This is a genomic window from Oleiagrimonas sp. (genome assembly GCF_027858935.1).
Classification (GTDB): Bacteria; Pseudomonadota; Gammaproteobacteria; order Xanthomonadales; family Rhodanobacteraceae; genus Oleiagrimonas.
This window is the reverse complement of sequence record NZ_JAQIBU010000206.1, coordinates 1-4954: the sequence shown is the minus strand read 5'-3', so window position 1 is coordinate 4954 and position 4954 is coordinate 1. Positions and strand designations below refer to the sequence as shown.

Annotated in this window: 2 protein-coding genes; both read right to left on the bottom strand. The window is 55.6% G+C overall.

Annotated features, from left to right (window positions below; genetic code table 11):
- Positions 1 to 114 precede the first annotated feature (114 nt).
- The gene (locus PF446_RS07555) at positions 115 to 1062 is read right to left on the bottom strand and encodes an MBL fold metallo-hydrolase (RefSeq protein WP_298070745.1); all 948 of its coding nucleotides are present in this window, start codon (positions 1060 to 1062) and stop codon (positions 115 to 117) included.
- Positions 1063 to 1960: 898 nt separating this feature from the next.
- On the bottom strand, positions 1961 to 4954 hold a 2994-nt coding region (locus tag PF446_RS07550), incomplete at its 5' end, for an EAL domain-containing protein (protein ID WP_298070744.1).

The following is a 4954-nucleotide window of genomic DNA, read 5'->3' as shown; positions in this document are numbered from 1 at the left end:
CGATGGGTCTCGAATCCACCATCAGCCTCGGTGGCCAAGGTCAGCTGCTCGGGCATCTTCTACACTCTGTCGGAAGGGGCTTCGCTTCGACCGCGGGGCAAAATCAGAGTTTCCTTAGGGTGAAGCTTCCGGCAGATGTTTCTTGCCGGCCAGCTCGGCGACTGTCTGCGTGATGTTCTTGCTGGCGAAGTAGCCGAAGTAGTTCCACTCACCGTAGCGTGCCTTGATCTGGCGCAGTACGTCTTGCACGAGCTTTTTGCCCTGTTCGCCTTTGCCCTGTGCGTTCTTGATCGTTTGGCGCAAGTTTTCGAGATACCCGCGGAATGCTCGCACATTGGCGGCATGACCCACCTCGCCATGTCCTGGCACGAAAGTCGCGGAGGGGTAGTCGTGCAGGAACACGGTATTGGTATGAATCTGGGCTGCCGTGTTGGCGTCGATCAGGTTCGGAAGGGTGTGATTCCAGAACAGGTCGCCCGTGAACACCACGTTCGCATCCGGCACCACCACGATCGAGTCACCCCCGGTGTGCCCTGGCAATACCCGCACCACCACCTTGCGGTGGCCCAGGTACAGCTCGATCCCGTGTCGGTAGACCACCTCGGGGAGGACGAAGGATTGCACCATCTTCTTTTGCGCGGGGGTGATCTTGCTGCCGAAGAATTTCAGGTTTTCCGTGCGTTCCCAGGTGCGCACGTTACGCTGCGCAAGAATCACCGCGCCGGCCTTCCGGTACACGCCGTTGCCCGCCACGTGATCGAGGTGGTAATGGGTGTTGACAAGATAGCGTACGGGCAGGTGCGTCTTGCTGTGAATGACCTTCAGCAAGGCCTTGGCCGCAGCGGGATCCTCGAAACTGTCGACCACCAAAACCGCCTTGTCGCCGATGATGAATCCGGAGTTGCTGCCGGCATGACTACCCGGCTTGTCGATCGCCGCCCAGATCCCCTTGCCGAGGTGGTGCAGGGTGAAGTACGCGTGCGTGGTAGCCGCACGGACGCCGCCGCTGCCAGCGAGCAGGCCGAGCATCAGGACCAGATTTCGTGTTATTGGACGCAGCATGGATGACCTCGTTGCAATGGAACAGGACATGTCAGTTAGATCCCTTCTGTTTACGGCTCTACGGCTCGAATGGATGCAGCCTGAAACGCATCGAACCGATCCAGGGTGTACTCGGCATGTGCCAGCGTGGCCTTGCGCTCGTCGGGATTACGCTGTCGCTTCTGATCGGTTGCGTTGCCATTGCAGGCGTCACTGGCGTGCCATGTTGGCGACCTGCTGATACAGCATGCTCTGCTGACATCTCGCATGCATGTGGGTGCGTGGGCGGATCTGGTGGTCGCAGGTTCCTGTCAGGTCGGATTTCTGGACACTTCGTTATATATCATCGAGCCACTGTTGTTCTTTGCGGCAATGAGCTTCGGCGGCGACAACCCAAGTGTGGATGCAGCTCGGCAGGATGTCATTCATTCGAACGTGCGTGGGTGCTCGAAAGGTGTGCAGCCATCACTGCATCATGCGCCCAGTACGATGACGGCATCACTTTTTGTCTATCTGGCTGCGCACTCTTTCACGCCCATTCGCTGGCCACATCCACCGGCAATGGCACGGGCCAGGGCAACGCGATGCTGATCCTGCTGGGCACTCTAGTTGTTGCTGGCCCGTTTCGGTTGCCGCATGGCACGAAGGCCGATCCCCAAGACGTTTTGTAAGCTTTGGCGTCAACACGCGAAGGCAGGCCAGTGCGACGATTTCTTGCTGGGTCAGGCCTTGCCTACCTGGCATCGAGTGGGCCGTGTCAGTCCGGTTTTTTCGCGCCGTGTGAACTCGCTCCGGTGCATGCGACGCTCGCGACTGCTCGTGGTGCGAATCAAGGAGCACGCGGCGGAACTGGTCCATGATCCGCCCTGGATGGAAGACTGAACGATGAGCGGGCAGGGAATCTTCGCGGCGACGTTGTCTATGACAAGAGGAACGATTTGATCAATTTTTTCTCGAACTCGACAATCGGCGAGGGCCGGTCGAACAAATAGCCCTGGTAGTGATCACATCCATGTTTCTCCAGGAAATCATGTTGCTCTTGCGTTTCCACGCCCTCGGCGAGAACTTCAATTCCAAGGTTGTGCGACATGCCGATGATGGTCTGCACAATTACTGCATCGCTGTGCGTTTCGTTCATGTGGTGCACGAAGGATTGATCAATTTTCAATTGATCGAGAGGCAATTGGGTCAGATAGGAAAGTGAAGAATAACCGGTGCCGAAATCATCCATGGAGAAGGTGACTCCAACTTCTCTGAGTTCCTGCATCTTGGCGATGCATTCATGGATATTGTCCAGCACCAGACTTTCGGTCAGTTCAAGTTTGAGTCGGGTCGGGTCTACGCCGTGGTCATGCAGTTCCTTGCGTACTTGCTCGACAAAATACGGTTGATGAAACTGGCGGGCGCTGACGTTTACAGAAATGTACAGCTCGCTACTGGCCGGATCGGCTTCCCAGGCCTTGAGCTGGGCGCAGGCAGATTCCAGTACCCATTGCCCAATCAGGAGGATCAGATTCGATTCCTCGGCCAGTGGAATGAACTCGGCAGGCATCACCATCCCTCGTTTCGGATGCTGCCATCGAATCAATGCCTCAGCGCCTAGAATACGCTTTTGATTGTCGGTCTGCGTCTGGTAATGAAGGATGAATTCATGTTCATCCAGAGCATGACGCAAGTCATTTTCAAGCGCCGCACGAGCTTCCAGTGCGGCCTGCATGATGGGATCATAAAAACGCAGGGTGTTGCGACCGGCGTTCTTTGCCTGGTACATGGCCGAGTCGGCCCGCTTGACCAGGGTATCCACTGAGATCCCCTGGCCGCTGAACAGGCAGATACCTACACTGGCGGAAGCCTGATATGCGTAATCTTCCAGCAGAAAATCCTTTCCAATGGAGATGAGTATCTTGTCGCAGATGGCATGAGCCTGGTTCACCGCATCCAGGGCCTGCTGATGCAGTTTTTCCAGAATCACAACGAATTCATCGCCGCCCAACCTCGAAACGGTATCTTCCGAGCGCACGCAGTTTTGCAGGCGTTTGGCCACCTCCGTCAGCCACAGGTCGCCGATGTTGTGGCCCCGCGTATCGTTGAGAAGCTTGAAGTTGTCCAGATCGATGAACAACAGGGCGCCATGGTCGTGCAGCCGCTCGCTGATAGCGAGGGCGTGCTGCAAACGTTCGAACAGCAGGCGTCGGTTGGGCAGATGCGTAAGCGGGTCGTAAAAGGCAAGAGAGTGGATTGCGGCCTCGTACTTCTTCTGTTGCGTAAGATCGGAATGAGCGCTCACGTAATGGGTGATCTTCCCCTCGGCGTTGGTCACGGCGGTGATGGTGACCCAGCACGGATGCGTATCGCCATTCTTGTGCCGATCCCAGATTTCGCCTTGCCAAAATTGATCCCGGCGTAGTGACTCCCACATCTGCTCATAGAACTCGTCATCATGCATTCCCGATTTGATCAACGCCGGTGTTTGGCCTACGGCCTCTTCAGCACTGTATCCCGTCAAACGAGTGAATGCCTTGTTAACGCGCAGTATGGTGTTTCGGTCGTCGGTGATGATGATGCTTTCCTGGACTTCGAAGGCCGTCGCGGCGACTCGCAGTTCTTTCTCCAGGTGTTTGTTCTCGGTGATGTCCCTGAAATACCAGACACGACCGTAATATTTTCCTTCCGCCCCCGCCACGGGCGCAGAATAGCGATCAATGATTCGACCATCCTTGAGCTGGATTTCCTCGCGACTTTCTTGATCGCGATGTTCATACAGATATTCAACACGCAAGGCGAACGCATCCGGATTCTCCACTTGTTGAATAATGGATTGGAACACGGGTTCATCCGGCCCCGCGATCAGCAGCTGCGGAGAAATCTTCCACAATTTGCTGAACTGTTGGTTGTAGGAAATGATGTTTGCGTTCTCATCGACCATGAGAATCGCATCCAGTGACGTCTCCAGCTGAGTCTGGATGATCGTGTTCTTGTATGCGATTTCCTCATTCGTCCGATCATGCATGGCCTTGCGCGCAAAGCTGTCCAACGCAAAGTTGATATCGGTTGCCATTTCAACCAGCAGTCTGCGCGCAGGTTTATCGAAAGCCTGGGTCGCAGAGGAATACAAGGTGAAAATACCGATGACCTCGCCGTTGCGATGCAGGGGCAGAGACGCTGAGGCAGCCAGTCCGGCGTGCAAGGCGCGCTTACGCCAGGGTACGGTTGCCGATGCATGCTTGAAATCCTGGCACCAGTACGGGCGATCCTCGCGAATGGCGATCCCGGTCGGTCCCTGGCCGAATGGACTGGTTGCATCGGCCGAGACCTCGATGTCGTGAGCATATCCGCTGTCATCACCGAAACTCGCGACAGTTCTCACCTTGAGTGTTGCATGGTCGAGCAAGCCGATCCACGCCATCTTCATGCCACCGAATTGCACCGCGGCACGGCAGATTTGCAGAAAAAGATCCTCCTCTACAGTGCAATGTACGATGGCCTTGTTGCACCGGCTCAGCGCTGCATAGAGATGGCTGTATCGTTGTGTTTTGGCTTCGGCCAGCACCCGATCGGTAATGTTTCGGATGTTGCACTGGATGACCTTGACGCCTTCCACGTCGTAGGTATTGCTGATGAATTCGACATCAACTTGTGTGGCGTTTTTTGATTTGAGCGGGAGATTTTCATACCGGACGTAGCCGTTCGTTTGCAGATCGACAAACATTTCCTTGCTTTCTGCCCGGTCCGAGAATGCACCGACTTCCCACAGTTTCTTTCCCTGAAATTCCGCATGCGTATAGCCAAGCATGTGGATCAAGTAGGGGTTGGCATCCTCGATCTGCGCCGTATCGGCATTGAGCAGAAGAATCCCGTCCTGGGCGGTTTCAAACAACCGGCGGTAGCGACTTTCCGATACTTGCAATGCCTC

Bases quoted from the DNA above. Each gene is read 5' to 3' on its own strand.
- PF446_RS07555 (WP_298070745.1), bottom strand. From the start codon at position 1,062: ATGCTGCGTCCAATAACACGAAATCTGGTCCTGATGCTCGGCCTGCTC.